This is a genomic window from Mesorhizobium sp. M0676 (assembly GCF_040320535.1).
Taxonomy (GTDB): domain Bacteria; phylum Pseudomonadota; class Alphaproteobacteria; order Rhizobiales; family Rhizobiaceae; genus Mesorhizobium.
Genome location: NZ_JAMYPU010000017.1, coordinates 115,481 through 142,104 on the forward strand (window position 1 = coordinate 115,481; position 26,624 = coordinate 142,104).

At 64.1% G+C, this 26,624-nt stretch carries 24 protein-coding genes and 1 pseudogene; 15 read left to right on the forward strand and 10 right to left on the reverse strand.

The annotated features are described in order from the left end of the window. Positions 1–9 precede the first annotated feature (9 nt). Both ligA and NKI35_RS19800 read left to right on the forward strand, forming a co-directional pair. Positions 10–2,214, forward strand: a complete 2,205-nt coding sequence (gene ligA, locus NKI35_RS19795) for an NAD-dependent DNA ligase LigA (RefSeq protein ID WP_023707725.1) — start codon at positions 10–12, stop codon at positions 2,212–2,214. Further along, a complete protein-coding gene (locus NKI35_RS19800) occupies positions 2,211–2,906 on the forward strand; it encodes a DUF2461 domain-containing protein (RefSeq protein ID WP_352741288.1) in 696 nt (231 codons plus the stop codon). The genes ligA and NKI35_RS19800 overlap by 4 nt, the downstream gene beginning before the upstream one ends. Before the next feature lie 22 nt (positions 2,907–2,928). Here NKI35_RS19800 and NKI35_RS19805 read toward each other — a convergent pair whose 3' ends face one another. Further along, on the reverse strand, positions 2,929–3,687 hold the full coding sequence (locus tag NKI35_RS19805; protein WP_023682129.1) for an SDR family NAD(P)-dependent oxidoreductase: 759 nt from the start codon (positions 3,685–3,687) through the stop codon (positions 2,929–2,931). Positions 3,688–3,803: 116 nt separating this feature from the next. Between NKI35_RS19805 and NKI35_RS19810 the strand changes: the two genes are divergently transcribed. Together NKI35_RS19810 and NKI35_RS19815 are read left to right on the forward strand one after the other, a co-directional pair. Further along, complete coding sequence (locus NKI35_RS19810; RefSeq protein WP_023753051.1) at positions 3,804–4,532, forward strand: AzlC family ABC transporter permease; 729 nt, start codon at positions 3,804–3,806, stop codon at positions 4,530–4,532. Then, on the forward strand, positions 4,529–4,825 hold the full coding sequence (locus NKI35_RS19815; RefSeq protein WP_023753050.1) for an AzlD family protein: 297 nt from the start codon (positions 4,529–4,531) through the stop codon (positions 4,823–4,825). Before NKI35_RS19810 ends, NKI35_RS19815 begins: the two co-directional genes overlap by 4 nt. Positions 4,826–4,980: 155 nt before the next feature. Here NKI35_RS19815 and NKI35_RS19820 read toward each other — a convergent pair whose 3' ends face one another. The 3 genes from NKI35_RS19820 to NKI35_RS19830 all read right to left on the reverse strand — a co-directional run bounded on the left by NKI35_RS19820 (position 4,981) and on the right by NKI35_RS19830 (position 8,461). Continuing rightward, positions 4,981–6,825, reverse strand: coding sequence for an aminopeptidase P family protein (locus NKI35_RS19820; protein WP_352741289.1), 1,845 nt, complete (start codon positions 6,823–6,825; stop codon positions 4,981–4,983). Between the two features lie 105 nt (positions 6,826–6,930). Next, on the reverse strand, positions 6,931–7,803 hold the full coding sequence (locus NKI35_RS19825) for a 50S ribosomal protein L11 methyltransferase (RefSeq protein ID WP_023733063.1): 873 nt from the start codon (positions 7,801–7,803) through the stop codon (positions 6,931–6,933). Positions 7,804–7,885: 82 nt separating this feature from the next. Continuing rightward, positions 7,886–8,461: an SCO family protein gene (locus NKI35_RS19830; RefSeq protein ID WP_023697009.1), complete on the reverse strand. Its 576-nt coding sequence runs from the start codon at positions 8,459–8,461 to the stop codon at positions 7,886–7,888. A gap of 182 nt (positions 8,462–8,643) precedes the next feature. Between NKI35_RS19830 and NKI35_RS19835 the strand changes: the two genes are divergently transcribed. From NKI35_RS19835 to NKI35_RS19845, 3 genes are all read left to right on the forward strand, one after another. Beyond that, positions 8,644–9,162 carry a CreA family protein gene (locus NKI35_RS19835; RefSeq protein WP_023753104.1) on the forward strand — a complete coding sequence of 173 codons (519 nt, stop codon included), beginning with the start codon at positions 8,644–8,646 and terminating at the stop codon, positions 9,160–9,162. Positions 9,163–9,222: 60 nt separating this feature from the next. After that, positions 9,223–9,864, forward strand: a complete 642-nt coding sequence (locus NKI35_RS19840) for an LbetaH domain-containing protein (RefSeq protein ID WP_023733062.1) — start codon at positions 9,223–9,225, stop codon at positions 9,862–9,864. A gap of 382 nt (positions 9,865–10,246) precedes the next feature. Next, complete coding sequence (locus NKI35_RS19845) at positions 10,247–10,678, forward strand: low affinity iron permease family protein (protein ID WP_023750938.1); 432 nt, start codon at positions 10,247–10,249, stop codon at positions 10,676–10,678. A 26-nt stretch (positions 10,679–10,704) separates the two neighbouring features. Here the strand turns inward: NKI35_RS19845 and NKI35_RS19850 are convergent, their stop codons facing one another. After that, positions 10,705–11,571 carry an SDR family NAD(P)-dependent oxidoreductase gene (locus NKI35_RS19850; RefSeq protein WP_023753105.1) on the reverse strand — a complete coding sequence of 289 codons (867 nt, stop codon included), beginning with the start codon at positions 11,569–11,571 and terminating at the stop codon, positions 10,705–10,707. Between the two features lie 132 nt (positions 11,572–11,703). On the opposite strand from NKI35_RS19850, the gene NKI35_RS19855 reads away from it, so the two are divergent. Next, positions 11,704–11,985 (forward strand): hypothetical protein, encoded by a 282-nt coding sequence (locus NKI35_RS19855; protein WP_023668298.1) that lies wholly within the window; start codon positions 11,704–11,706, stop codon positions 11,983–11,985. Positions 11,986–11,997: 12 nt separating this feature from the next. On the opposite strand, the gene NKI35_RS19860 is transcribed toward NKI35_RS19855, so the two are convergent. Then, complete coding sequence (locus NKI35_RS19860; protein ID WP_023682120.1) at positions 11,998–12,573, reverse strand: TMEM175 family protein; 576 nt, start codon at positions 12,571–12,573, stop codon at positions 11,998–12,000. 153 nt (positions 12,574–12,726) lie between these two features. On the opposite strand from NKI35_RS19860, the gene NKI35_RS19865 reads away from it, so the two are divergent. Then, a complete protein-coding gene (locus NKI35_RS19865; protein ID WP_352515156.1) occupies positions 12,727–13,935 on the forward strand; it encodes an MFS transporter in 1,209 nt (402 codons plus the stop codon). A gap of 3 nt (positions 13,936–13,938) precedes the next feature. Here NKI35_RS19865 and NKI35_RS19870 read toward each other — a convergent pair whose 3' ends face one another. Next, positions 13,939–15,411, reverse strand: coding sequence for an MATE family efflux transporter (locus tag NKI35_RS19870; RefSeq protein WP_352515155.1), 1,473 nt, complete (start codon positions 15,409–15,411; stop codon positions 13,939–13,941). Positions 15,412–15,609: 198 nt separating this feature from the next. Here NKI35_RS19870 and NKI35_RS19875 point away from each other — a divergent pair, with 198 nt between their 5' ends. Further along, a complete protein-coding gene (locus tag NKI35_RS19875) occupies positions 15,610–16,398 on the forward strand; it encodes a L,D-transpeptidase (RefSeq protein WP_023668302.1) in 789 nt (262 codons plus the stop codon). 78 nt (positions 16,399–16,476) lie between these two features. Here NKI35_RS19875 and NKI35_RS19880 read toward each other — a convergent pair whose 3' ends face one another. After that, positions 16,477–17,952, reverse strand: a complete 1,476-nt coding sequence (locus NKI35_RS19880; RefSeq protein WP_352515153.1) for an esterase-like activity of phytase family protein — start codon at positions 17,950–17,952, stop codon at positions 16,477–16,479. A 161-nt stretch (positions 17,953–18,113) separates the two neighbouring features. Then, positions 18,114–19,139: a LacI family DNA-binding transcriptional regulator gene (locus tag NKI35_RS19885; protein WP_352515152.1), complete on the reverse strand. Its 1,026-nt coding sequence runs from the start codon at positions 19,137–19,139 to the stop codon at positions 18,114–18,116. A gap of 194 nt (positions 19,140–19,333) precedes the next feature. On the opposite strand from NKI35_RS19885, the gene NKI35_RS19890 reads away from it, so the two are divergent. The 5 genes from NKI35_RS19890 to NKI35_RS19910 all read left to right on the forward strand — a co-directional run bounded on the left by NKI35_RS19890 (position 19,334) and on the right by NKI35_RS19910 (position 24,321). After that, a complete protein-coding gene (locus NKI35_RS19890; protein WP_352741290.1) occupies positions 19,334–20,365 on the forward strand; it encodes a Gfo/Idh/MocA family protein in 1,032 nt (343 codons plus the stop codon). Further along, positions 20,362–21,270 carry a sugar phosphate isomerase/epimerase family protein gene (locus NKI35_RS19895; protein ID WP_352741291.1) on the forward strand — a complete coding sequence of 303 codons (909 nt, stop codon included), beginning with the start codon at positions 20,362–20,364 and terminating at the stop codon, positions 21,268–21,270. Before NKI35_RS19890 ends, NKI35_RS19895 begins: the two co-directional genes overlap by 4 nt. Before the next feature lie 116 nt (positions 21,271–21,386). Continuing rightward, entirely contained in the window at positions 21,387–22,400 is a 1,014-nt protein-coding gene (locus tag NKI35_RS19900; protein WP_023739843.1) for a substrate-binding domain-containing protein, read from the forward strand. 86 nt (positions 22,401–22,486) lie between these two features. Further along, positions 22,487–23,284: an ATP-binding cassette domain-containing protein gene (locus NKI35_RS19905; protein ID WP_023668308.1), complete on the forward strand. Its 798-nt coding sequence runs from the start codon at positions 22,487–22,489 to the stop codon at positions 23,282–23,284. Beyond that, complete coding sequence (locus NKI35_RS19910; protein ID WP_352513492.1) at positions 23,281–24,321, forward strand: ABC transporter permease; 1,041 nt, start codon at positions 23,281–23,283, stop codon at positions 24,319–24,321. The genes NKI35_RS19905 and NKI35_RS19910 overlap by 4 nt, the downstream gene beginning before the upstream one ends. A gap of 312 nt (positions 24,322–24,633) precedes the next feature. On the opposite strand, the pseudogene NKI35_RS19915 reads toward NKI35_RS19910, so the two are convergent. Continuing rightward, a pseudogene (locus NKI35_RS19915) lies at positions 24,634–26,474 on the reverse strand (ATP-dependent helicase); the annotation flags it as partial. Positions 26,475–26,624 lie beyond the last annotated feature (150 nt).

The following is a 26,624-nucleotide window of genomic DNA, read 5'->3' on the forward strand; positions in this document are numbered from 1 at the left end:
GACCGCTGCATGTCTGAAAAACCAGTCGAATCGTTGAGCGAAAGCGAAGCCGCGGATGAGCTCCAGCGGCTGGCCGAGGAGATCGCCGGTCATGACAGGCGCTATCATGCCGAGGACGCGCCGACGATTACGGACGCGGAATATGACGCGCTGCGGCGGCGCAACCTTGCCATCGAGGAGCGGTTTCCCGGTCTGGTGCGCGAGGATTCGCCCTCGCTGCGGGTCGGCGCTGCGCCGGCGGAAGGCTTTGCCAAGGTGCGCCATGCGGTGCCGATGCTCAGCCTCGCCAAGGCCTATACCGACGAGGACGTCACCGATTTCATCGAGCGTGGCCGGCGCTTCTTCGACCGCGACAAGGATCTCGACATCGCGTTTACGGCCGAGCCGAAGATCGACGGGCTGTCGGCGTCGCTGCGCTATGAACGCGGTGTGTTCGTGCAGGGTGCTACCCGCGGCGACGGCGCTGTCGGCGAAGACATCACCGCCAATCTCAGGACCATCGCCGACATCCCCGCCAAGCTGAAAGGATCGGGCTGGCCCGAGACCATCGAGATCCGCGGCGAAGTCTACATGACCTATGCGGAATTCGAGGCACTGAAGGCCCGCTCGGCGGCGGTAGGGGGCCAGGACTATGTCAATCCGCGCAACACGGCAGCGGGCTCCTTGCGACAGAAGGATGCGTCCGTCACCGCCAGCCGCAATCTTAAATTTTTTGCCTATGCCTGGGGCTACACGACAGCGGATCCGGCGCCGACCCAATATGACTCGGTGCAGAAATTCGCCGAATGGGGGTTCAAGGTCAGCCCGCTGATGGTGCGGGCGAAGTCTGTCGAGGAGCTGATCGCGCACTACCACAAGATCGAGGAGCTGCGTTCGTCGCTCGGCTACGACATCGACGGTGTCGTCTACAAGGTCGACCAGCTGGAATTGCAGCGTCGCTGGGGCTTTGTCACCGGCGAGCCGCGCTGGGCGGTTGCGCATAAATTCCCGGCCGAACAGGCGATGACGACGGTGCAGAAGATCGACATCCAGGTCGGCCGTACCGGTACGCTGGCGCCGGTGGCGCGGCTGGCGCCGGTCACGGTCGGCGGCGTGGTGGTCGAAAATGTCACGCTGCACAATGAGGACTACATCAAGGGTTTTGACAGCAACGGCTTGCCGATTCGCGACGGCATCGATGTCCGCATCGGTGACACGGTTGTCATACAACGGGCGGGCGATGTCATTCCGCAGATCGTCAGCGTCGTCGTCGACAAGCGGCCAGCTGATGCGGTGCCTTATGAATTCCCGCACATTTGTCCGGTCTGCGGCTCGCCGGCGACGCGCGAAATCAACGAGAAGACCGGCAAGGAGGATTCGCGCCGGCGCTGCACCGGCGAGCTGATCTGCGCCGCGCAGGCTGTGGAGCGGCTGCGTCATTTCGTGTCGCGCGGCGCGCTCGACATCGAGGGGCTGGGCGCCGAAAATATCGACCTGTTCTTCAATTCGGGACTGGTCAAGACCGCCGCCGATATCTTCACCCTCAGGGATCGCCGCCCGGCCGTCACCAGGGCGCTGGCCGAGCGGCGCGAGGAGCAGGCGCGGCTGCGCGAGGCGGCATCGGGCAAGGCGCGCAAGAATGTGCGCGGTGTCGAGGACCGCAATTATGAAGGCCTCGACAAGCTGTTCGCGGCCATCGATTCGCGCCGCGAGCCGGAGCTCGACCGCTTCATCTTCGCACTCGGCATCCGCCATATCGGCGAAACGACGGCGGCCGTGCTTGCGCGGACGTTTTCGACCATTGAGGAGCTGATCCGCGTCGGCAAGGAAACGGCGGCGGCTGAGGATCCGCACAGCGTCTTCCCCTCCATCAACGGCATTGGCGATACAGTGATCGATGCGTTGCGCGATTTCTTCGGCAATGAACGCAATGACGACGTGCTCGACAGACTGCTCGAACAGGTCAAGCCGAAGCCGTATGTCGTCACCGTGTCGACCGACAGCGAGGTTGCCGGCAAGACCATCGTCTTCACCGGCACGCTGGAAAAGATGACACGCTCCGAAGCCAAGGCGATGGCCGAACGGCTCGGCGCCAAGGTGGCGGGTTCGGTGTCGGCGAAGACCGATCTGCTGGTGGCCGGGCCGGGCGCCGGCTCCAAACTGAAGCAGGCCAGCGAACTCGGCGTCGAAGTCATCGACGAGGACACCTGGCTGCAACGGGTCGGCAAGGCATGACCGCCGGTTCGTTCAAAGGGTTCGGGCAAAAAGCTATACCGTTCCTCAAGGCGCTCGACTTCCACCAGAGCCGCGAATGGTTCCAGGAAAACCGCGCGCTTTACGACAGCGAGTTGCATGAGCCGTTCTGCGATCTGGTCGAGACGCTGACGGAGCGCTTCGCGGCGGCGGGTCTGGGCTTGCGCGGAGACCGCAAGAAGTCACTGTTTCGCATCAACCGCGACGTGCGCTTCGCCAAGGACAAGCGGCCCTACAACCAGCATTTGTCGGCCATGCTGTCGCCGGATGGCACCAAGATGGAGCAGGGCGTGTTCTTCGTCTATGTCGGGATCGACCGCTGCTTTGCCGATGTCGCCTGGTGGAATCCGGAGCCGTCCCTGCTGCTGGCGATGCGCAAGGCGATCATCGCCCGGCCGGCCGAGTTCCGAAAACTGCTTTCAACGCTTAGGAAAAACGGCTTCGAACTCGAAACCGAGGGCCGCATGAAGCGCACGCCGCGCGGCTTCGAACAGGTCAACGAACCCGATCTTGTCGACGCCATCCGCAACCGGCACTTCTATGTCCAGCACATGATCGATCCGGCTGGAATTCACGCGCCGACGCTGGTCGACGAGCTTGTCGATTTCGCCTTGCGCGCCAAGCCGCTGCTTGACTGGGGCAGGGCGATCCAGGGCACGGCACCGCGGAGCTAAATCAGCCCGGCGCGCTACTCGGCTACATCCGCATCAAAAGCCCACCGTCGACTGCCAGTTCGATGCCGGTGATGTAGCTTGCCGCATCGGAAAGCAGGAAGAGCGCGGCATTGGCCATGTCCTGCGGCGTGCCGATGCGGCCGAGCGGCGCATAATTGGCAACGGCCGCGCGTTTCTCCTCGGTGTCCCAGCGCGCCTGCAGCGGCGTCAACGCCATGCCCGGGCAGATCGAATTGGAGCGGATGCCATCGCCCGCCAACTGCATGGCGAGCGACTTCGACAGCGCACAGACGCCGGCCTTCGATGCCTGGTAGGCATCCTGCGGGGTCGGATCGCCGCGATACCACTGGATGGTAGAGAAGTGCACCATGGCGCCGCCGCGCCCGCCAGCGCGCATGTGCGGAACGACGGCACGCGCCGTGTGCACGAAGGATTTCAGATTGATGTTGAAGACCTGGTCCCAGACATCAAGGTCCATCTCGAGGGCCGACTTGTCGCGGCCGAACCAGAGCACGCCTGCGACATTGGCGAGATAATCGATGCCGCCGCGCTCGCGGCCCGCGGCATTGATGGTCTGCTCGACGAAGGCGGCGTCGGTGAGGTCGCCCTGGGCAAAGGTGAGCCGGTCGTCATAGGCGGCAAGCGACGCCGGACGCGGCTTGACGTCGATGGCGGTGACCGAGGCGCCGGCATCGAGCAGCGCCAGCGAGATCGCCTCGCCCATACCGCCACCGGCGCCGGTGACGACCGCGTGCCTGCCGGTGAAGTCATAAGCGATCATCCGAACCCCCTCATTTGTTTTTACAACATCAGTTTCGCTGATTTGTTGGCTCAAGCGAATTCGTCTGACTTTTCAAACGCCGGCTCCTACATAGCAGCGCGAGATGGGAATGTGACATGTCGGCAGAGACCTTAAGCGAAAATTCCGTGGCCAGCGACTTCTGGGACGGCGTGCGGCTGTCGATGCCGGTGGTTGTCGCCGCGGCGCCATTTGGGCTGCTGTTCGGCGCCATCGCCTTCGACAACGGCTTTTCCGTTCTCGAAGCTTTCTTGATGAGCGCGCTGATCTTCGGCGGCGCCAGCCAGATGGTCGGCATCGAATTGTTCGGCCAGCATGTCGCGCCATGGCTGATCGTGCTGTCGATCTTCGCCGTAAACTTCCGTCACGTGCTTTACTCCGCCAGCATCGGCCGGCGAATCGCGCACTGGCCGGTTATCAGCCAAGCGCTGGGCTATTTCGTGCTCACCGATCCGCAATTCGCGGTGGCCGAGCGTAAGGCCGAAGCCGGCGAGACCGTTGGCTTTGCCTGGTACATGGGGCTTGGCCTGCCGGTCTATGTGTTCTGGGGGATCGAGAGCGCGCTGGGCGCGGTGTTCGGCAAGCTGATCCCGGACACGCATGCGCTCGGCATCGACTTCCTGCTGCCGATCTATTTCCTCGGGCTGGTCATGGGCTTTCGCAACCGGCCACTGTGGCTGCCGGTGGTGATCGCCAGCGCCGCGGCGTCGATCATTGCCTACAAAACTGTGGGATCGCCATGGCACGTCTCCATCGGCGCCATTGCAGGCGTGCTTCTGGCCGTCATCCTGCCGCCGCACCATAGCGGTGTGGAGGCAAAACGATGAGCGCGACCTTGTGGATCATCATTGCCGGCGCGATCGCCACCTATTTCACCCGCGTCGGCGGCCATCTGGTGATCTCGCGCTTCGACCACATCCATCCACGCGTCGAGGCGGGTTTGAATGCCGTGCCGGCCGCAGTGTTGACGACGCTGGTGGCGCCCGCCGCACTTAGCGCCGGACCGGCGGAATGGGCGGCGCTGGTCGTCGCCGCTGTGGTCTCGCTGCGCGGCGGCCTGATGGCGATGTTTCTGGCCGGGGCGGTGGTGCTGGTCCTCGCGCGGCAGTTTGTGGCATAGGGCGCCTGCGCGCGGAACAGTTTCGAACTGTCGGCGCCGCCGCTCATTGCCCTGGCGGGCGTTCGTCACTCGAAAAGCCAAGCAATTGGCTTTTCGTCCGCTTCGCGGACCGCTCCTCACCTCCCCGTATAGTGACGGGGAGAAAGAAGCTCATTTCAGATCTTGGCGTCGTGCGGCAGCGGCGCTGTCGCTTTCTCCAGCCAAGCCAGCGTCTCGCCGTCGAGCATCGGGCCGATCTCGGCCAGCACCCAGGCATGGTAAGTATCCAGCCAGTGCAACTCCTCGCGCGTCAACAGGTCGGTGCGGATCAGCCTGATATCGATCGGCGCCAGCGTCAGCGTCTCGAAACCGTGCATGGCGATGTCGCCGCCCTCCACCTGTTCAGCCGGTGTCACCAGGATCAGGTTCTCGATGCGGATGCCGTAGGAGCCTTCCTTGTAATAGCCGGGCTCGTTGGACAGCATCATGCCGGCCAGCAGCTTTTCGGTGCCGGTGCGGGCGATGCGCTGCGGCCCTTCGTGCACCGCCAGATAGGAGCCGACGCCATGGCCGGTGCCGTGGGCAAAGTCGCAGCCATGCTTCCACAGCGCCATGCGCGCCACCGCGTCGATTTCCGAGCCGCGCGTGCCGGCGGGAAAGCGCAGCGTGGAAATGCCGATCATACCTTTCAGCACCAGTGTGAAGCGCTCGCGCATCTCCTCGGTCGGCTGGCCGATCGGCACCGTGCGGGTGATATCGGTGGTGCCGTCCTGATACTGGGCGCCGGAATCGAGCAGGAACAGCTCGCCCTTTGCCAGCTCGCGGTTGGTGGCGCGCGACACGCGGTAGTGCATGATGGCGCCGTTCGGACCGCTGCCTGAAATGGTGTCGAAGGAGACGTCGCGCAGCGGCATCTGCGTTTCCTCGCCGGTCTGCCGGCGCACCTCCTCCAACTTGGTGACAACGGTTATTTCGTCGAGCGTGCCCGGCTTTTGCCGTTCCAGCCAGCACAGCAGTTTCGCCACGGCCGCCCCGTCTCGGCGGTGCGCGGCGCGGCTGCCGGCGATTTCCGCCTGGTTCTTGGTGGCGCGCGGAATGCGGGCGGGATCGGCCGCTGAAACAAATGCGCCGCCATTGTCCTCGACCAGCATTCTCAGCTTCTCCGCCGCCAGCACCGGGTCGAGCGCGATCTTGGCGCCGCCCTTGGCAAGGGTAACGACCGCCGCCTCGAATTCGCCGGGCTCGTGCAGATCGGCGAGTTGGGTGAGATAGGCGGCGACCGTGCGCGAAAACTTGCGCTGGTCCATGAACAGCTGGTGCTTGCCGTCGGCGGCAGGGATCGCGAAGCCGAGCGCCAGCGGCGTGTGCGGCACGTCACCGCCACGGATGTTGAAGGCCCAGGCGATCGAGGAGGGGTCGGTGAGCACGGCGTGCGTCGCGCCCTCCTTGCCGATTGCCGCCACCAGCCGCGGCAGCTTGTCCTTGGCGAGTTCCCCGGCAAAGCCGATCGGGTGGATTTCGACCGGCGCCACGGGCGGCGCCGGCTGATCCTTCCAGATGATGTCGATCGGGTTCCTGTCGAGCGGCACCAGCGTCGCGCCGGATTGCTCGGCCGAGGTTTTCAGCGCCTTGACCTCAGCGATCGTGTGCAGCCACGGGTCGAAGCCAAGCCTGGCGCCCTTGCCGAGATTGTCCTTGATCCAGGAGGCCGGCGGGTTGTCGACGAGACTCTCGATCGCAAAAATGTCGAGATCGACCTCGTGGCGCACTTGCAAGGTATAGCGGCCATCGACGAACATGAAGGCGCGGTCACGCTGCACAAGTGCTACGCCCGCCGAGCCGCTGAAGCCGGTCAACCATTTCAGCCGCGCCGAGCGATCGGCGACATACTCGCCCTGGTGCTCGTCGGCGCGCGGCACCAGGAAACCGTCGAGGCCATTATCCGCCAGCCATCGCCGCAGCAACGTCACGCGCGGCTTGCCGACGCTGGGGTCGCCTGCGGAATCGAAGGTCTGGAACATGGTATGCCTCCTGTATCGGGCGCGACCGTAGCGCATGACCCGGAAAACCGGAATCGATTTTCGCCAATCGCAACAGGCTCGGATTGGTCCAAAGCGCGTTGCGTCTCAGTGCTTCAGGTGGATCGTCACCCAGCCTTCGCGATGCAAGGTCCTGACATGCCGGAAATTCTGGCCGACATAGGCCGAGATCACCGCATTGCATTGGCGCTCGAGGATGCCGGACAACACGATCGAGCCGCCGAGGCTGATGTGCCTGGCCATCTCAGGCGCCAGCCGCATCAGCGGCCGCGCCAATATGTTGGCGACGATGAGGTCGAAAGGCGCGCGCTTGCCGAAGATCGGGTGGTGGAAGCCGGGCGCCGTCACCGTTTCAACCAGCGCCTTGACGTGGTTGAGGCGGGCATTGGCGGCGGCGACCCTGACGGCGATCGGATCGATGTCGGTCGCCAGCACCGGAATATGCGCCAGTTTGGCGACGGCGATTGCCAGCACCGCGCTGCCGGTGCCGAGGTCGAGGGCATTCCTGGGACGTTCGCGGCGCACGACCCGTTCCAGCATTTCGAGGCAGCCGGCCGTGGTGCCGTGATGGCCGGTGCCGAAGGCAAGGCCGGCCTCGATCTCGATGGCGAGTTCGCCGCTGTGGCGCTTCCGGCGGTCATGCGCGCCATGGACGAAGAAACGTCCGGCGCGCACCGGCTTCAGTCCCTCCAGCGAGCGCGCCACCCAGTCGATGTCGGGCAAAACCTCGCGCTCGATCGGCTTCGACAGGGACAGTCCCACAAGGCTGTCTTTTAGCCGCGCCTCAACCGCGTCGACATTGCCGTCGGTGTAGAGCGAAACCTCATAGATGTCGCGGTCTTCATCGACTTCGAGCACGGCGATCGGCAGGCCTTCATCCTCGAAAGCCGGCTCGAGCGCGGCAAAGATGCGGTCGGCCTCGATCTTCCCAGCGATGAAGTGGAGCCTGGTCTGACCCATCAGTTGGTCTCTTGCTTGAGCATGATCTCTGGACAACACTTTTCTGTCCGAGAAAACCGGATTCCACATTTAGGGATCATGCCTAGCCTGCTGCCAGCCGCTTCAGCTTGGCAATCGCGGTATCGGCGCTTTCGCCATAGGCGATGGTGCCCGAAAACTCGCCCTTGGCATTGAGCAGCAGCGCCGAGGCGGTGTGATCCATCGTATAATCGCCGTCGCCGGTGTCGACCTTCTTCCAGTAGATGTTGAAGGACTTCGCCATGGCGTGCACCTTGTCGGGATCGCCCGATATGCCGACGATGCGGTCGGAGAAATTGCTGACGTAAGTGTTCATCACAGGCGGCGTGTCGCGCTCTGGATCGACGGTAACGAAGTAGGCGTTGAGGTTCTTGCCGTCGTCGCCCAGCGTCTTCAGCCAGCCGGCCATTTCGAACAAAGTGGTCGGGCAGACTTCCGGGCAATGGGTGAAGCCGAAGAAGACGATGCTGGGTTTTCCCCGGAAGGCGGCTTCGGTGATTGGCGCGCCTTTCTGGTCGACCAGCGTGAATGGCGCGCCATACGGTTCGCCACCATAGTGGCCGCGATAGAAGTCAAAGGTGAGCCAGCCGATGCCCGCCGCCATCAGAACGAGAATGCCGACCAGAATTGAACGCATCATCAGGAATTGTCCGTAGCAGAAATCATCGAGCGCCGGATCGGCGCCTCTCTGCCGGCAGTCTTAGCCGGTCGCAGGGGGCAAGGCAAAGATGCCGCGTTGCCGCAACCGGGCTGGGCGCTACCTTGCAAACAGCTGGCCCTTATCCCACCTGAGACCGGCAAACTGAACCTGAGGAGGCTCCCTTGCAAAGACGGACTGGGCAGAGACGGATTGGGCAGAAACTGATCGGCGGCGCGCTGGCCGCATGCATTGCCCTTGGCGCCGGTGCCGCAGCGGCAGAGGAAGTCGGCAAGGTCGGCGTCGATTGGGTCGGCAACGACATCATCGTCGAGGCGATCAAGGATCCCAAGATCGACGGCGTGACCTGCCATGTCTCCTATTTCGACCGCAGCGTCATCGACCGGCTGCACAAGGGCAACTGGTTCGAGGATCCGTCTGATTCCTCGATCTCCTGCCGCCAGACCGGGCCGATCACCATCGGCGACATCGACATGAGCGAGGGCGGCGAAGAGGTGTTCAAGCAAGGCATCAGCCTGATCTGGAAGAAGCAGGTGGTGAACCGCATCTACGACAAGAAGAACGAGACGCTGATCTATCTCTCGCATTCGCGCCAAGTGCAGGACGGCTCGGCGAAAATGTCGGTGACGACCGTGCCGCTGTTCGGCCAGAACGTGGTGTGGACCGGCGGCAAGCCGAAATAACGATCCTCCGGGCGCAACGCGACAATTGCTTCCGCAATTGCGCGGGGGTAAATCCGCCAGATGGACCGTACCGAAAACCTCGTCCTGAAAGATCCCGAGCCGCGCATCCATTCGACCGCGGAGCTGAAAGCGTGCAAGCTTGGCCGCTATGCCTCGATCGGCGAACGGGTGGTGCTGCGCGAGGTCAATGTCGGCGATTTCTCCTATTTCGAGCGCCACGCCGAGGCGATCTACACGACGATCGGAAAATTCTGCTCGATCGCCGCCAACAGCCGCATCAATGCCTTGGAGCATCCGATCGAGCGGATCACGCAGCACAAGCTCAGCTACCGGCCGAACGAGTATTTCCGCTGGCTGGGCGTCGACGCGGCGTTCCGCGCGCGGCGGCAGGCCAAGGCGGTCGGCATCGGCAACGATGTCTGGATCGGCCATGGCGCCGTCATCATGCCCGAGATCAGCATCGGCAATGGCGCCATCATCGGCGCCAATTCGGTGGTGACGCGGGATGTGCCGGCCTACACAATCGTCGCCGGCGTACCGGCGAAGCCGTTGCGCATGCGCTTTCCCTCCGAGATCGCGGCGCGGATCGAAAGCCTTGCCTGGTGGGACTGGCCGCCGGAGAAACTCGCCAAAGCGGTTCCCGACATGCAGGCCTTGCCGATTGAGGATTTCCTCGATCGTTGGGAGCAAGAGCATTCCTGAGAGCTCGCCGCGCGTGCGCGGTTTCATCGACTGGCTGGCCGAAATCCTGGCGCCGACATTCTGAACGGCACGTGTCGGGAAGAGTTCCGCCGGTCTGCGGCAACGCAACGGACCCCTTCCGCCATGCGGGGGTGGCGCAGCGGAAGGGGCTTGGAGACAAATCCGCCGTGAAGCGGAACGAACAGGTTTTGGCCTGCATGGTGACTAATGGCAACAAACCGATAAGGCGGCTTTTCACGGCGCTGCGCCTTTGGCGTGCATACAATTGCACCAGCGATGCCCTCTGCGACAGGGAACCGGAAGCGGCTGCCGGTTGTTTATTGTTGGAGCGATGAATGCGGCCTTGGTCAGCTCGTCGCGCTTTGAACGGTTGAGGATGTGAATGATCGAAAAGCTGTTTACCAGAATCGCCAACACCGTTTCGCACTTGGCGGGCCTGCCGCCGACTTTCATCGCCTGTTGCGCCATCGTTATCGTCTGGGCGGTAAGCGGGCCATTCTTCGGCTTCTCCGATACGTGGCAGCTCGTCATCAACACGGGAACGACGATCATCACCTTTTTGATGGTGTTCCTGATTCAGAACACCCAGAACCGCGACGGCGCCGCGGTTCAGGCCAAGCTCGACGAACTGATCCGCGTCAGCGAGGGCCACAATCATTTCATCGGCATCGAGCACCTGACCGAATCCGAGGTCGAGGAGATCAGAGACAAATGCGAGCGGGCGGCAAAACGCCATGACCACGAGCTCGCCGAACTGGCGGGCAAGAAGGCCGTCGCGCAAAAGCGCACCGCGAAAAAACGCGCGCCCGCCTGAGTCTCGGCTTTGGCTGAGTTCGACGATCAGTTTCCCATAAAGGCCGCGAAAGCGTCCTTATGGTCGGGGTGCCAGCGCGAGAGAGCAGGCCGGTTCTCGATGATGTCGCCGATCGCCCAGGCCATGCGCTTTTCATCGGTCGGCCGCATCACCTCATTGTCGGGGCAGAGGATGTAGAAGTCCCCACGCGCCAGCGAAGCCAGCATGAAGTCGACCACCTGCTCGCCGGTCCAGGCGCCAGCGGGTTTTTCGACCGCTCCTTCGGTGAGGCCGGTGAAGGTGAAGCCGGGAATGAGAAGATGCGCCGCGACCTTCGCGCCCGGCTCGTTGCGCAATGCGTGCGCCAGCCCTTCGGTGAACGTCTTCAATGCCGATTTGGAGACGTTGTAGGCGAGATTGCCGGGTGGCGTGGTGATGCCTTGCTTGGAGCCGGTGTTGATGATCAGGCCAGGCTCTCCGGAGGCCAGCATGGCCGGAGCGAAGGCCTCGACGCCATGTACGACACCCCAGAAATTGATGTCGATCATCCGCTTCCAGGCGTCGCCGTTCTCCCACGGTTTTCCCGGATTGTTGCCGACGCCGGCATTGTTCATCAGCAGCGATACGGCGCCGAAAGCGGCATGCGTCTTTTCCGCCAGCCGGCCGAGTTCGTCGGCCTTCGAGACGTCTGTGGCGACCGCAAGCACGGCATTCTCGCCGGCGATCGCGGCGACTGCCTGGCGGGCCGCATCGAGGCGCGCGCCGCCAATGTCGGCCAGCACCAGTCTCATGCCCATAGCCGCCAGCCTTTTGGCGGCGGCAAGCCCGATGCCGCTGGCGCCCCCGGTGATGACGGCGACGTTGCCTCGGCTGAGGGCGGGCAAAGCGGATTGGATTTCGGCGTCGGAGGTCATGATCTTTTTCCTAGGGTTCGGGTGGCGCCGAACTTAGCGCGGGACGCGCATCGTGCAAGGCCGTCCCGCGTGTTCGGGTTGACCGCATCAACGGCGGCTGTGCATGCTGCGGCCGAACAGGGAGACTGCCGATTGACCGACTGGGTTGCGATCCTGAAGGAGCAGACCGCCACCGGCGACCAGATGGGCCGCGAGGTGCCACAGATGCTTGCCAATCCGGACATAAGCGAAGCGCAGGTGAAGACCTTGTTTTCGGCACTCGAAAAACAGGCCGAGTTCGTCGAGAAATTGCGCATGGCGCTGGAAAAATTCGGCCATGATTTTTCGATCATCAAGGCGGCCGAGCGGCTGGAGGAGCGCTATGCCGACCTAGCCGCGTCGGTTGCCGAAAAGCTGAAGGCGATGCGCAAGTAGAGGCGTCCTACGCTACTTTTCCAGCACCCGCGAAAAACGCGTGTCCGGAACGAACCAGACGGCGGCCACCAGCACGAAGATCGCAACGCCGATCCATTGGTTGACGAAGGCAAGCGGGACGGCGGCGGCGTAGAGGGCCACCGAGATCTTGCCCTTGCGGTCATTGCCCAGCGCCTTGGCGAAGGCGGTGTCGTTGCCGTGCAAATGGTGCAGCTTGGTGGCGAGAAAGGTGTAGGCGACCGCGCACAGCACCAGGTCGATGCCATAGACGGCGACGGGGACCGGCGCGAAATGGTTCTCGCCCATGAAGGCCGTCGTCGCCGGCATCAGCGACAACCAGAACAGAAGGTTGAGGTTGGCCCACAGCACGCGGCCGTCGACCCTTTGGACGGTGTGGAACATGTTGTGCAGATTGTTCCAGTAGATACCGACATTGATGAACGACAAGACATAGCTGAAAAAGATCGGCCACAGCGGCAGAAGCGCTGAAAAATCCTCCCCATGGGGCACTTTCAGCTCCAGCACCATGATGGTGATGATGATGGCGACCACCCCATCGGTGAATGCCTCGACTCTACCTTTTCCCATGGATTCTCCTTCTCGATGGAAAGACGTTAAGCGAGGATTTCGGGCAAGACCATCCTGACAAGGTTGTCAGGATGAAGTTCGGCGCGTGGAACGGCCATCCTTACATGGACGTTGGGGCGCAATTGGGCGTTGGGCGATTGGCCGGAGGTTGCCATGACCAGCTATGCCGAGACCATAACGCGCGACAACGGACTCGATGGCCGGCCCGCGATGGCCGCGGTTGCCGCCATGATCGCCGCTCTGTTCGCCGGCAGCACGGTGCTGACGCCGCTTTACGTCATCTACAAGCAGGCCTTCGGTTTCTCGCAGATCACGCTGACGCTGGTCTACGCCGTCTATGTCGTCGGCAATCTCGGCGCATTGCTGATGTTCGGGCGCTTGTCCGACGGCATTGGCCGCCGTCCTGCGGCGCTGGCGTCGATGGCCATAGCGGTGGTCAGCGCGCTGGTGTTCCTGTTGGCCGAGAACGTCGCATGGCTCGATGTCGCCCGCATATTGAGCGGCCTTGGCATCGGCGTCGGCGCGGGAACCGGCACGGCCTGGCTTGCCGAATTGATCGAGGGTAAGGACAAATCGCGCGCGGCAATCATCGCCACCAGCACCAACTTCGTTGGCCTTGGCCTCGGCGCGCTGGCATCGGGCCTGCTCGCCGAATATGCGCCCTGGCCGTTGAGACTAACGTTTGCGGTCTATCTTGCCTTGCTCGTGGTGGTGACGCTGTTGATCTGGCGCACCAGGGAAACCGTTTCGCGGCCGGGAAGGCTGGCCGATGTTTCGCTGCGGCCGCGGCTGTCGGTGCCCGCTGATATCCGCGCCGCTTTCGTGGCGCCGGCCGTCACCGGCTTCGGCGCCATGGCGCTGGTCGGCTTCTATGCAGCCCTGGCGCCGAGCATCCTGGCGCAGCAGCTGCATGTGGCCAACCATGCCGAGGCCGGCGGGCTGTTCTTTGAACTGTCGATGGTTGCGGCCGCGACCATTCTGGCCACGGCCCGACTGTCCAGCCGCGCCGGCATGCTGGGCGCGCTGGCGCTGATGATCCCGGCCGTAGGGCTGATGGTTGCTGCGCAGTTTTTCGCCTCGATGTCGCTGATGATTGCCGCCACCGCTCTGTGCGGCGTGGCGGCTGCGCTCGGGTATCGCGGCGGCCTGCAGGTGGTGAACCAGATCGCACCTGCCGAGCGCCGCGCCGAATTGGTGTCGGCATTCTTCATCTGCTGCTTCTGCGGCAATGCGCTGCCGGTGATCGGCATTGGGCTGCTGTCGAGTTGGGCCACTCCGACGACGGCAAGCCTGGCCTTCGCCGGCATGATCACGCTGTTCTCTGTCGTAGCGCTGGGGTTCGGCGTCAAATACGCGCGCTGAGCCTCACCCGTTTGGCGTCCCGGGCGCCATGTTTGCCCGTCCGCGCGGGATGCCGAGGCCGGTGTCGGGCGGCTCGCCGGCGGCCGGCCGGTCCTCGATCATGTGCATGGTGCGCCAGCGGCCGAAGCGATAATAGGCGGCGGCCAGCACCAGCGAGGTGATCGATCCCGCCGGAAAACTCCACCACAGCGCTTCCTCGCCGATGTAGCTCCTGAAGAAGTAGGCAAAGCCGGTACGCACGACCATCACGGAAATCACCAGAATGATCAGCGGCGGCATCACGGCACCGGTGGCGCGCACGGTCGCGAACAGCACGATGGTGACGCCGAACAGGATGAACGACCAGGACGCCACCTTGTTGATGTGGGCTGCAATGTCGATTGCGGTGCTGTCCCCGCTAAGGAACAGGCCGAGTACCGGCCTGTCGAAGAAGAACAGCAGCGCCACCAGGGCGCCGGTGAGCACCAGGTTAAAGCCGACGCCGGACGCCGCGATGCGACCGATGCGGTCCCACCGCCCTGCGCCGACATTCTGGGCCGCCATCGACGAGACTGCGGCGCCGATCGCCAGTGCAGGCATCTGGATATAGGTCCACAGCTGCGCCGCGATGCCATAGGCGGCGGCGACCTGCGAGCCGTAGGAGTTGACGATGCCCATCACGGTCAGCGCCGCCGCCGAAATGACGATCATCTGCAGGCCCATCGGCACGCCCTTGAAGACGACGATCCTGAGCAGCGCCGGATCCGGCCGCAGCAGAGCGAGGTTCGCGCCGGCGAGCCGCAACGGATGCTTTCTGGCATAAAGCACGACGAGGATGGCGATCACGCTCACCGTCTGGCCGATCAGCGTCGAGGTGGCGGAGCCGGCGATGCCGAGCTCGGGGAAGGGGCCGATTCCGCGAATGAGCAGCGGATTGAGGATGATGTCGAGCACGACGGCGAGCGCCATGAAGAAAAATGGCGTGCGCGAATCACCCGCACCGCGCAGCACCGTCATGACGAAGGACAGAAGATTCATCATCGGCACGGCGACGAAGATGATGCGCAGATAGGAGCGCGCCAGCGGCAGCGCATCGGGCGGGGTGCCCAGTGTGTTGAGGATAGCGTCGACCCAGATCCAGCCGCAGACGGCGAAGATAGCCGAGACGAGGAAGAAGAAGCTGGCGCTGGTGCCGACGATGCGCCGCGCCTCGGGCAGGTCGCGGGCGCCGACCGATTGCGCCACCAGGATGGTGGCGGCCATGCCGATGCCGAACACGGTGCCAAGAATCAGGAACAGCACCAGATTGGCGTTTGAGGTCGCCGTCAGCGCCGATTCACCGAGGAAGCGGCCGACCCAGACGGCGTTGATCGAACCGTTGAGCGACTGCAGCACATTGGAACCGAGCACCGGAAGCGCGAACAACAGCAGCGTGCGAGGGATTGGGCCGCTGGTGAGATCGCCGGTGCGCCGGCGCGGTAGTATTTTTTCGTCCATGGGCTGTTCGGCGAAGGTTCATCTCAAAGTCCGCCCGGCAATGATCGCCGATTTAACGGACAAGGTCGATGCGGCATTGGAACATGCCACCTGGCGGCTTCACGCTAATCAGTTCTCAAAACATCCGGAATGGGATATGGGTCGTCGCCGCGTGGGGTCGCATATCCTGTTGGATATGATGAATAGGCTGGGGGGATCATGTCCGACAATCCGCTTTTTTCCGAGCGCCTGAACCGGCGCGCGTTTCTTGGAATATCCGCTTTGGGTGCCGCTTCCATGGCGCTTTCAGCCTGCACCACGACCGACGTCGTGGTGCCGCCAACGCCCGCTCCGGCGCCCGAACCGGCTCTGGGCGATGCCGCCACCATGTATTCGGCGCGCGTCGATGAGGGCTTTTCATTGCCGGCAATCCCCGTGGCCAAGCTCGATCCGAAGTTCGTGCGCCAGATCGTGGACGATCCGACCGGCGAAAAACCCGGCACGATCGTCGTCGATACATCCGAGCATTTTCTCTATCTGGTGCGCGATGGCGGCAAGGCAATGCGCTATGGCGTAAGCCTCGGCAAGGCCGGGTTTGGCTGGACCGGCAGCGCCGTGATCCAGGCGCGCAAGAAATGGCCGGTGTGGACGCCGCCGCCGGAAATGATCCAGCGCCGGCCGGAACTGGCGAAATACAAGGACGGCATGCCGCCCGGACCGCAGAGCCCGCTCGGCGCGCGCGCGCTCTATCTGTTCCGCGACGGCAAGGACACGATGTACCGGCTGCACGGCACGCCGGAATGGGATTCCATCGGCAAGAACGCGTCGTCGGGCTGCGTGCGCTTCATGAACCAGGACATCATCGACCTCTACAGCCGGGTCAACGGCGTAGCCCAGGTCTATGTGCGCCCGAACCTGTCGGCCGCGGGCAAGATCATGGCTGTGTCGAGCCGGACCGCCGAGCCGATCGATGCCGGCGTGCCAAGGGATGCGGAGATTTTGAAATAGGTGCCTTCACGGCATCGCTGATCGCCGACAGACGGTTAAAGGCGGACGCGCCGGGCGCGTCCGCCTTTCCGTATATGGCTACTTCTTGGCGAGGCCCGGAAGCGTGACCTGATAGACCAGGAACATGGTATCGACATCGGCGCCGTCTTCGGCCTTGTAGGGCGCGCCGACCTGAAAACCGTCCTGGGTGAGAAAGTCGTTATCGTTGCCGACGAACAGGAAATAGTCGTCGGGCAGCGCCGGATCGAGAACGCTGACCACCGACATCGCTTCCCACTTCTCCGACAGATTGTTCTTGTCGTTCGGCTTGCCGTCATGCAGGCCGAAACGGCCGAGTTCCTTGTTGTCGTTGATGTCAATGAACGGCGTCAGCTTGGCCGGGGTCACCGAGGGGTCGAGCACGCCCTTGGGCGCCAGCGGCTTGTCGGCGGCATCGAAGGCGCCGCCGGCAATGTCGGTGGCGCCAGAGACGTCGACGACGAAAATCTGGCGCAGCAGCGAAGTATCGCCCTTCACCCCCTGGCCGTTTCCGCTGTCGCGCGCCAGCATCAGGAAGGTCTTGTCGGACAGCGCCACGATTTCGCTCTGCGCGGCGACCTTGGTCTTGTCCTTGGCGTCCTTGAACACCGGCAGCGGCACGGCATATTCATGCACCAGCTTGAGATGGGCCGGGTCGGAGGCGTCGTAGACCAGCGCGCGGGTGTTCTGGCGCGTCGCGGGCGAATCGCCGCCATCCTGGCGGGGCGCCGACTGCAGCACAGTGATCAGCGACTTGCCGTCCGGCGTCAGCGCCATGCCTTCGAGGCCTTGATTGTTCTGGCGGCCGGTTTCGGGATCCTTCGGATCGGGTTCGGCTGCACCGGGGCCCGGATTGTCGGAGGCGAAGTTCGGCGCGCCCTTGCGCATCGGCACCAAAGCGGCGGGCGGCTGCGTTGCCGACAACAGATGGCCGTCGGCCGAGAAGCGGTAGATGTTGGGGCCGTATTCGTCAGAGATGAACATGGTGCCGTCGGGCAGCCGCGCGATCGCCTCATTGTCGAGCGCCAGCTTGCCATTGGCCTCGGGCAGGATCGGCAGGTCGCCATTGGCCGCGCGCACGCCGTTGAGCGGATCGAGACCGGTGGCGTCTGCGCCCTTGTCGTCGGTGAGCAGCAGGGAATCGGCTAGCGTCGCCTTGACGCCGGTCCGTTCCTGGCCGGCGGTGGGCGTGGCGCCCAGTGCGGTCGGCGTGAATTCGATATGAATAGTGTTGAGGCGCGGCCGGTAGTCGGTGGTGCCGACGACATTGTAGCCGCGGTCGGGCAGCAACCAGAGCGAGCCCTTGTAGCCGTCCGCGCCACGGTTCCAGCTTGCGGCGTCGATCGACATGCCGGAGCCGGAGCCGAAGGTCTCGCCGAACTTGTCCTTCTGATCGGCCGGAATGCGGCCGACGCCGACCAGGCCCTTGTTGACGAAGCCGCCAACGGTGGCGGTGCTGTCGGCAAGGGCAGGGGTCAGGGCGGTAAACAGCGCCAGCGCGGCGCCGAGCGACACGGTTCGGTGCGAGATTTTCATGGAGATCCTCTTTGTGACAAGCCTTGAGCGGCGCAAAGGGGCCACCGCATCGCATCGACGATGTCGCCCTCTCGCAAAGCGGTCTAGGACGCGAACATGATACTTGCGTGACAGAGCGGGCCTCTTCCTTCTCCCTTGTGGGAGAAGGGAGAGACGCACTATCAATCGCTGTCGCGCGCGATCAACTCCAGCGGCCAAACTTCGCGGATGATGCGCGGACCTTCCGGGCCGGCAAAGGCGGGAAGCGAGGCCAGCAGCATTTCGGCCAACCGCCTTCCCATCGGCTCCAGCGCCGGGCGGAAGGCGGTCAGCGCCGGTGAAAAGTAGCGGCAGAGCGGCGTGTCGACGATGACGATCACCGCGATGTCGTGGCCGGGCCTGATGCCCATCTCGGCCAGTGCCTTGCAGCCGCCGAGCGCCATTGCGTCATTGTTGAAGATGATGGCTGTGGGCCGGTCCTTGGAGAGCATCACGCGCGGCGTCACCTGGTAGCCGCCTGCCTCGTTGATGAAGCCGTCGGCGATCAGGCCGGGGTCGACTTCGATGCCATGCCGCTCCAGCGCCTTGCGGTAGCCGTCGAGGAACAGGTAGCCGAAGTTGAGATCAAGCGAAGGGCGGATGGCGGCAATCCGGCGGTGGCCGCGCGCGACCAGCCGGTCGACGGCTTCATCACCCGCCCTCTCGAAATCGATATCGAGCGAAGGATAGGTGTCGTCGCCGGATTGACTTCGCCCAAGCGTGGCGAAGGGAAAGCCGGCCTTGCTGAGATAGTCGATCCGATCGTCTTCCCGCCGTGTATTGGCCAACACGACCGCGTCGGCCCGGCGCGTCTCAACCACGCGGCGCAGCCTCTCCTGCTGATATTGGCCGGGCTCGCCCATGACGACCATCAGATCCAGGTCATCCTCGGCCAGCCGGCCCTGCAGACCGATCAGGAACGGGATGAAGAACGGTTCGCCATATTGCTGGTCGCCCGGATGCGGCTGCAGCATGAAGGCGATCGAATGGGTGGTGCCTTGCCGCAGGCTGCGGCCGGACTGGTTGGGCGAATAGTTCAATTGCTTGGCGGCGGCGAGCACGCGCTGGCGGGTGTCGGCATTGACGTCGGCGCGGCCGTTCAACGCCCGCGACACGGTGCCGATCGAAATGTTCAGGTGACGCGCGAGGTCATGGATGCTGGACGCCAAGGACAGTTCTCCCCCTGTCTTGGCTAGCACCGGCTGCCGCCCAGGCCAAGGCTTCGGGATGATTTTCGCTGACAGCCGATTGACATTCTAGGCCATCGGGTGTGTTCTCGTAAACGTTTACGGAAAAACGTTTACGGTGATGCCGGAAATGCCGTTACATTCGGTCTGGAGGGACCGGACGGGAGGAATGCCGGATGATGAATGCCGTCCTCGTCGGCTGTGGTGCGATGAGCAAGGCCTGGCTCGATGCCGCGAGGCAGATCGACGGGCTTGCCATTGTCGGCCTTGTCGATCTCGACGCCGAACGGGCGCGGGCGAGGGCACGCGAATACGGGCTCGATAGCGTCGTCATCGGCACCAGACTCGATCAGGTTCTCGACCAGACCAAACCGCAAGCGGTGTTCGATGTCGTGGTTCCCGCCGCCCGCCGCGACGTCGCCTATTCTGCCTTTGCCCATCATTGCCATCTGCTCACCGAAAAGCCGCTCGCCGATACTCCGGAAAATGCCCGCGCCATTGTCGACGCGGCGCGCCAGGCAGGGCGCGTTCATGCCGTGGTGCAGAACCGCCGCTACGTCGCCAATGTCCGGCGCATCAGGCGCTTTCTCGACTCCGGCGCCATCGGCAAGCCGACCAGCATCCATGCCGACTTCTTCGTCGCGCCGCATTTCGGCGGCTTTCGCGAGGAGATGGCGCATGTGCTTTTGCTCGACATGGCGATCCACACATTCGACGCCGCCCGCTACATGGTCGCAGGCGATCCCGCCGGCGTCTATTGCCAGGAATGGGAGCCGGCCAATTCCTGGTACCGGCAGGGCTCGTCGGCCAGCGCTATCTTCGATCTCGGCGGCGGCAAGCGCTTCACCTATGCAGGCTCCTGGTGCGCGGCGGGCTTCCGCACCAGTTGGGAGAGCACATGGCGCATCGTAGCCGAGCACGGCAGCCTGCTCTGGGACGGCGAGGACGGGCTGAAGGCAGAGGTTGTGTTGTCGGTCCGCGACGGCCTGTTCGACCTGACCCAGCCCATCACAGTACCGCCGCTCGATCCCGCCGACCGCGTCGGCGGCCATCTCGGCATCATCAAGGATTTCATCCACGCCATCGAGACCGGCAGCGAGCCGGAGACGCGTGGGAGCGACAACATCAAAAGCCTGGCCATGGTTTTCGGCGCCATCGAAAGCGCCGAGACCGGACGGCGCGTCGCAATCACACAGGAAGCATCATGATGCCAAACCCGCTTCTCGACATCCGGATCGGCACCATGGTGCGGGCCAATCTCGAAGACCCGGCCGCCTACATCAAAGAGATTCTGCCGCTCGGCTTCGAGAGCATCCAGCCCTTCTTCTGGCAGACGCTGGGCGGCAAGGATTTGCCGCGGCTCGCCGGCGAGATCCGCGAGGCGATCGGCGATGCCGATGTCGTCGTGTCGTCGATCGGTGTGTTCGGCAATCCGCTGGAGGATGGCGAGGTCGATCGCGGCGTGCTCGCGGCCTGGGAAACGGTGATCGACAATGCGCATCTGTTCGGCGCCTCGACGGTCAGCGGCTTCACCGGCCGCCTGCGCGGCAAGAAGCTGACCGACAGCCTGCCGCGCTTCCGTGAGGTCTGGGGGCCGCTGGCCAAACGCGCCGCCGACAAGGGCGTGCGCATTGCCTTCGAAAATTGCGCCATGGACGGCAACTGGGCGGCCGGTGACTGGAACATCGCCCACAATCCGGACGCCTGGGAGCTGATGTTCAACGAATTGCCCGACGAGAATCTCGGCCTGGAATGGGAGCCCTGCCATCAGCTGGTCTACCTCATCGATCCGATGCCGCAGATCCGCAAATGGGCGCCGCGCATCTTCCATGTCCATGGCAAGGACGCGACGGTGCGCTGGGATGTCATCCGCGAGCACGGCGTGTTCGGCAAGCTGCCCTTCGTGCAGATGCGCACACCCGGGTTTGGCGACAGCGACTGGACGCGGGTGATCAGCGAGTTGCGGCTGGCCGGTTACAAGGGCGCCATCGACATCGAGGGCTGGCATGACCCGGTCTATCGCGGCGATCTCGAAATCACAGGCCAGGTGCGCGGGCTGGAATACCTCAAGCAATGCCGGGGAGGAGCGACCTACCTGCCGAACCCGGCGTGACCGAGGGCCGGGGGGAGGAGCCGGCCTGACAGATTGCCAAGCACTGCCGACAAGCACTGCCGAAAAGCGAACGACGAAACCCCTCGGCTCGCCGAGGACAAAAGGGAGGAACGTGCATGAGCATCGCAATGAGAACGACACTTCTGCGCTCGACCGTCGTGGCCGCCGCCACGGCGCTGTGCGCTGCCATCTCCACTCTGCCGGCGCAGGCGCTCGACGCCCAGTGGTGCAAGGATGTCCACATCCGCTTTTTCGTCGGCGGCGCCGAGGGCGACGCTTTCGGCACCATCGTCTACAATGGCGCCAAGCAGGCGGCGTCCGATCTCGGACCCAAGGTCGACTACATCTTCTCGCAGTGGGACGTCGAGAAGATGGTTCAGCAATTGCGCGAGGCCGTCGCCGTGAAGCCCAACGGCATTGCCATGATGGGCCATCCCGGCGACGCCGCGATCATGCCGCTGGCCGAACAGGCGCACAAGGACGGCATCAAGATGATGTACCAGAACGTGCCGGTGCCGACGGTGGTGGCTGCGTTCGGCGGCGGCTATGTCGGCGCCCAGCAGGAGCAGCAGGGCCGCGCGCTCGGCGCTGAAGCGTTCAAGCTCGGCAATCTCAAGTCCGGCGACAAGGCAATCATGATCGGTCCGTTCGAGAACGAGGCCCGCGGCGCGCGCGAGCGCGGCACGGTGGCAGCACTCAAGGAAGCCGGCGTCGAGGTCATCCAGCTGTCGTCGCCGCCGAGCGGCGAATGGGCGTCCGACCCCAATTTGGCGATCCCGGTGATCACCGCGGCCCTGCTCAACAATCCCGATGTTAAGGCGGTCGGCTATCCCGGCGGCCAGATGCTGGGCAACGTCGCCACCTACATGCAGGCGGCGGGGCGCAAGCCCGGCGACATCTTCAACTTCGGCTTCGACACCAGCCCGCAGATTGTCGAGGCGTTCAAGGGCGGCTGGGTGCAGCTGACGGCCGATCAGCAGCCGTTTCTGCAAGGCTATCTGCCGATCCTCAGCCTTTGCCAGCAGGTGGTGCTGGGCCTGGCGCCGATGAATGTCGACACCGGTGCCGGTTTCGTCACGCCGCAGAATTACGAGATCGTCGCCGAGCTCGCCAAGCAGGCGCTGCGCTGACCTCCCAAGCTGCCGGCTGGGCCCAAGCCCGGCCGGCAGGACCGCCGGCACCAGGCCGGGATGATACCACAGGAGCGAGGATCGCCATGGCCGAACGCATCATCGAACTGCGAGACATCAGCAAATCCTACGGCCAGGTCTATGCGCTGGGCGGGGTCAATCTCTCGGTCGACCGCGGCGAGGTGGTCGGCCTGATCGGTGACAATGGCGCCGGCAAATCGACGCTGATCAAGATCCTGTCCGGCGTCGTCAAGCCGACCAGCGGCGAGATCCTGGTGCGCGGCAAGCCGGTGACCGGCTGGAGTGCGGCGCGCTCGCGCGACGCCGGCATCGAGACGGTGTTCCAGGACCGGGCGCTGGCCGTGCAGCAGACCATTGTGCGCAACATCTTCATGGGCCGCGAACTCACCGGCTTCATGGGCTTTCTGAAGGTCAATAAAGAGATAGAGGAGGCGAGCCGGCTGATGCGCGAGATCGGCTTCACCTCGAAGGTGTTCACGCCGCATTCGATCGTCGGCCAGCTCTCCGGCGGCGAACGCCAGGGCGTGGCGATCGCGCGCGCCATCTACAAGCAGGCGGAGCTGATCATCCTCGACGAGCCGACGACGGCGCTGTCGCTGACCGAGACCGCCAAGGTCTTCCATTTCGTGCGCCAGGTGCGGGCGAGCGGGCGCTCGATCCTCTTCATCGGCCACAACATCCATCACGTCTTCGACATCGCCGACCGCTTCGTGGTGATTGACCGCGGCAAGGTGGCGCTGACCGCCGATCGCACCGAGGTCAAGTCGGCCGAAGAGCTGATCAACTTCATGGAAGACGTTGCGCATCCCGGCGGATTGCCGGGGCTGCACGAGGCCGGCGACGCGGAGAGGGCAGCACGATGAGCAAGACCATGGAACCCGATCTGCAGAGCCCTCTTGGCGGCAAGGCGGCCCGACCTGAGTGGAAGCATCCGTCCGACCATTGGCTGCGCGGTTTCGTCATCGACAACCGCGCAGCGCTCGGCACGCTCGCCGTGTTCATCATCATGATGGCGGCGTTCCTGATCGCCAACCCGACCGTGTTCACCACCTGGTATCTCTACAGATCCGTGCTGACCACGCTGCCGGTTGCGCTGTTCGTGGTGGTGCCGCTGGTCTTCGTCGTCACCTGCGGCGAGATCGACCTGTCGTTTCCCGCAACCATGGGCTTTGCCTCCTGGGTGTTCGCGCTGGTGGTGCAGGCCGGCTATGATCCGTTTCTCGGCATCGCAGCGGCGATTCTCACGGGCACGCTGCTCGGCTTCCTCGTTGGGTCGCTCGTCGTTTATGGCGGGCTGTCGTCGCTGATCGCCACGCTCGGCATGAATTTCCTGCTGCGCGGCCTGATCCAGATCATCAACGAGGGCAGATCGACGGCACTGACCGGTCTCAGCGACAGCTGGGCGTACACCATCTTCTCCAGTCAGGTGTGGGGTTTTCCGGTACAGGTCTTCTGGGCACTCGCCTTCGTCATCTTGTCGGCAATGCTCTATAATCGCCACCGCTTCGGCGCGCAGGTGAGGGTGGTCGGCGACAACCCCGACAGCGCCCAGCAGATGGGCATCGACGTCAAACGCGTGCGGGTGAAAGTGTTCATCTTCACCGGCATTGGGGCCGCGATCGCCGGCACGTTTTCGGTGATGATCAACTTCACCTGGTGGCCGACGGCCGGCGACGGCTATCTGCTGCCGGTGCTGGCGTCAGTGTTCGTCGGCGGCACGCCGACCTGGGGCGGCATCGGCACGGTCGCCGGCGGCGCCATCGGCGCGGTCACCGTATCCTTCATCCAGACCGGCGTCGTGGCGGCGGGCTTGAGCGGCTTCTACGTGCAGTTCTTCAACGGGCTGATCATCATCCTGTCGCTGCTGGGGCATAAGTGGAACCAGGCAAGGTATAGGTGAGGGGCTAATTGACGGGGACGCTCATGTTGCGGACCGCATGCCCCGACGATTGGGCAGACGCCCGTCGCTTCGTCATTCTAGGGCGGAGCAGGAGCGAAGCTCCGTCGCGTAGACCCTGGAATCCGTTCCGTGACCTTGGAGTGCAGCTGCGCAGGATTCTGCACCGTGGCAACGCGTTGAAGACGCGGGATGGATCCTCGAGTCTACGCTGCGTCGCCACGCTCCTTGCTCCGCCCGTGGATAACGAGGCGGGGAGGGCTCCGCCAGACTACAACAATGTGGTCGCTTGTAGGACAACAGGACAAGCGGCGCTCACACCGCCGCCACAAACCCGTCCAGCACGCGTTTCTGGCCGGCCTTGTCGAAGTCGATGGTCAGCTTGTTGCCTTCGATGTTGGAGATGTTGCCGTTGCCGAATTTCTGGTGGAAGACGCGGTCGCCGACGCTGAAGGGCGACGGCGTGTCGGCGACGGATTTGGCGACCAGTTCGCCGTCGATGGTGCGGCCTTTGACCGAGGTGCGGCCGGCGCCGTAGCCGCTGTCGGTCTCGCCATAGCCGATGCGCTCGACCTGGTGGCCAGAGCGCGAGCCCCAGTTGCGGTCGGTGGCCTCGGTGCGGTTGGCCTGCGCGCGCTGCCAGCCGGGCGTCGCATAGGTGTTGGAGAAGGCGCCGGATTTTTCCGCGCCGACATTGTCGAAGCGCGAGGCGCCGTAGGGGTTCTGCCGTCCTGCGCCCTGGCCGCCACGGCCCGACGCGAACGAACCGCCGCCATAGGAATTGCCGTAGCCGCCATAGGAGTTGCCGCTTTCGGCGACCTCGACATGGGCTTCCGGCAGTTCGTCCAGAAAGCGCGACGGGATGGTCGACTGCCACAGGCCGTGGATGCGGCGGTTGGAGACGAACCACAGATGCAGGTTCTTCTTGGCCCGGGTCAGGCCGACATAGGCGAGACGGCGCTCTTCCTCCAGGCCGGAGCGGCCGCCTTCGTCCAGCGCGCGTTGGTGCGGGAACAGGCCTTCCTCCCAGCCGGGGAGGAACACGGTCTCGAATTCGAGGCCCTTGGCCGAATGCAGCGTCATGATGTTGACGGCGTCAAGCTCGGCGTTCTGCTCGGCGTCCATGACCAGCGCGACATGCTCGAGGAAGGAGCGCAGCGATTCGTACTCCTCCATCGAGCGGATAAGCTCTTTCAGGTTTTCCAGCCGGCCCGGCGCCTCGACCGAGCGGTCGTTCTTCCACATGTCGGTGTAGCCGCTCTCCTCCAGAATGGTCTCGGCGAGTTCGGTGTGCGGCGTGGTTTCCAGCGCCTTCTGCCAGCGCTCGAAATTGGCCGCCACTTCGCGCAAGGCCGCGCGGGGCTTGGGCTTCAGCTCGTCGCTTTCTGCGAGCTTGGCGGCTGCCTCCAGCATCGGGATGCGCAAGCTCCGCGCCGTGTCGTGGATCTGGCGGATGGTGGCTTCACCCAGGCCGCGCTTGGGGACATTGACGATGCGCTCGAAGGCGAGGTCGTCGGCGCCCTGCGCGACGACGCGGAAGAAGGCCAGCGCATCGCGGATTTCCATGCGCTCATAAAAACGCGGGCCGCCGATGACGCGGTAATTGAGGCCGAGCGTGACGAAGCGGTCTTCGAATTCGCGCATCTGGAAGGAGGCGCGGACCAGGATGGCCATGTCGTTGAGATTGTGCTTGGCACGCTGGTAGGTCTCGATGGTTTCGCCGACGGCGCGCGCTTCCTCCTCGGAATCCCAAGCGGCGTGGACATGCACCTTCTCGTCGTCCTCGGCGACCTTCTCGGTGAACAGCGTCTTGCCGAAGCGACCCTCATTGTGGGCGATGAGGTGCGAGGCGGTGCCGAGGATGTGCGCCGTCGAGCGGTAGTTGCGTTCCAGCCGGATGATGGTGGCGCCCGGGAAATCCTTGTCGAAGCGCAGGATGTTGTCGACCTCGGCGCCACGCCAGCCATAGATCGATTGGTCGTCGTCGCCGACGCAGCAAATGTTGACTTTGTTTTCGCTCACGGGCCGTTCCGCGCCTGCCGGCGCAGGCCCTCCGCCCCCTCTTTTTTGCGCGCCTTCGGCGTCGCGGGAGTCGCCTCGCAACGGCTCGGACGCCCGGTCGGGCTTGCGGCCTTCGGCCGATCGCACTTTACCCTCCCCTGGATGGGGAGGGTCGCCGCAAAGCGGCGGGGAGGGGTGACTGGCGCCGGCGCTGCCCCCCCCCCCCCCCCCCCCAAAGCGGCCCGCCACCCCACCACCAGGGCGGGGTAGGTATTTAGTCACCCCACCCCCGCCACAAAAAAATG